Origin of the sequence: Streptomyces sp. NRRL WC-3618 (assembly GCF_001280005.1) — a bacterium.
In the GTDB taxonomy this organism is placed as follows: domain Bacteria; phylum Actinomycetota; class Actinomycetes; order Streptomycetales; family Streptomycetaceae; genus Streptomyces.
Genome location: NZ_LGDW01000207.1, coordinates 1 through 2,056 on the forward strand (window position 1 = coordinate 1; position 2,056 = coordinate 2,056).

At 73.2% G+C, this 2,056-nt stretch carries 1 protein-coding gene; it reads right to left on the bottom strand.

Translation table 11 applies throughout. From position 1 onward, the window contains the following. On the bottom strand, positions 1-2,046 hold a 2,046-nt coding region (locus ADL01_RS19485; RefSeq protein ID WP_267889929.1), incomplete at its 3' end, for an acyltransferase domain-containing protein. Positions 2,047-2,056 lie beyond the last annotated feature (10 nt).

A 2,056-nucleotide genomic window follows, 5' to 3' on the forward strand; every position in this document is an offset into this window, starting at 1 on the left:
GACGTCACCGGAGCCCACACCCACGGCACCGGACGTCACCACCACCAAACGGGAGCCGTCGCCGCCCTCGAACGCCAGCCACTCCCCCACCGTGCTCAAAGTGTCGTACAGAGAGGCACGCACGGACCCGGCCATGTCCCCGGCACGAGCCTCACCGACGCACGACACGAACACGGACTCCGGCACGACAGCCCCGCCGTCGACCGCCTCGGCCAGCTCGGCCACATCCGCGTACGCCGTCACAGTTGCCCCGGCGCTCTCCAACGCCGTACGCAGCCCCAACGCGTCCGCGCCCAGGACGGCACAGGCGCCTGCCGACCCGGGTGCGGGCGCGGACACCACGCTCCAGTCCACGCGGAACAGCGAGTCGTGGCGGACGCTCTGCACGGCGTCCGTGTCCGGTGCGGCGATGGGTCGCAGGACGAGGGAGTCGACGGCGGCGACCGGTGCGCCGGAGGCGTCGGCGATGGACAGGGAAACGCCGTCGGTTCCGGCGGCGGTGAGGCGGACGCGCAGTTCGGACGCGCCGGTCGCGTGCAGGCTCACGCCGGTCCAGGAGAACGGCATGCGGCCCTGCTCGGTGTCGGACACGAAGGTGCCGAGGCCGAGCGGGTGCAGGGCGGCGTCGAGGAGCGCCGGGTGCAGGCCGTACTCGGCGGCCTCGGCGCGCTCCTCGTCGGGCAGCGCGACCTCCGCGAAGAGTTCGTCGCCGCGCCGCCAGACGGACCGCAGCCCCTGGAAGGCCGGGCCGTAGCTGAATCCGGCAGCGGCGAGGCTGTCGTACAGCGCGTCGGTCTCGGCGTGTTCGGCGTCGGCCGGGGGCCACTGGGTGAGGTCGGCGTCGGCGGGGCGGGCGGCCGGGGCGGGGGCGAGTGTTCCCGTGGCGTGGCGCAGCCAGGGCTCGTCGGACCACAGGTCCTCGGACGAGGCGTCGTTGGAGGGCACGGCCTGCGGGCGGGAGTAGAGGTTCACCGGGCGGCGGCCGAAGGTGTCGGCGGCGCCGACGGCGAGCTGCATCTGTACGGCGCCGCGCTCGGGCAGGATCAGCGGCGCCTGGAGCGTCAGTTCCTCCAGGTGGGCGCAGCCGACGCGGTGCCCGGCGTGCAGGGCGAGTTCGACGAAGGCCGTGGCCGGAAGCAGGACCGTGCCGCCCAGGGCGTGGCCCGCGAGCCAGGGGTGGGACGCGAGCGACAGTCGGCCGGTGAAGAGGTAGCCGTCCATGTCGGCGAGCGCGACGGCGGCGCCGAACAGCGGGTGCTCCGCCGGGTTCAGGCCGGTGGCGTACACGTCACCCGCGCCGCCGGTGCCGGGGCGCGGCCAGTAGCGCTGGTGCTGGAAGGCGTACGTGGGCAGGTCGACGCAGGCGCGGGACTCGGCCGGGGCGTACAGCGGCGTCCAGTCGACCTCGACGCCGCGCACGTGGGCCTTGGCGAGGGCGGTGAGGAAGGTGTCGGTTTCCGGGCGGTCCTTGCGCAGGGCGGAGATGAGGCCCGTCTGTGTGACTGGGTCGGTGAGGGTGTCGTGGGCCATGGCCGTCAGGACGGAGTCGGGGCCCAGCTCGAGGAGGGTCGACACGCCGAAGCCGGTGAGGGCGCCGAGGCCGTCGTGGAAGCGGACGGCCTCGCGGATGTGGCGAACCCAGTAGTCGGGGTCCTTCAGTTCGTCGGCGGTGGCGAGGCGGCCGGTCAGGTTCGACACGACCGGCAGGGTGGTGTCCTGGTAGGTGAGGTTCTCGGCGACCTTGCGGAAGTCGTCGAGGACCGGGTCCATGAGCGGTGAGTGGAAGGCGTGCGAGACCTTCAGCCGGCGCACCTTGCGGCCCTCGCCGCGGAGCGTCTCCTCCAGGCCTTCCAGAACCTCGCGGTCGCCGGAGAGCACCACCTGAGCGGGGCCATTCACGGCCGCCACACCGACACGGTCTTCCGTGCCGTCCAGTAGGCGCAGCACATCGGCCTCCGCCGCCTGCACGGCGAGCATCGCGCCGCCCGCGGGAAGCGACTGCATCAACCTGCCGCGAGCTGCGACCAGTTGAGCCGCGTCTTCCAAGGACCACAGT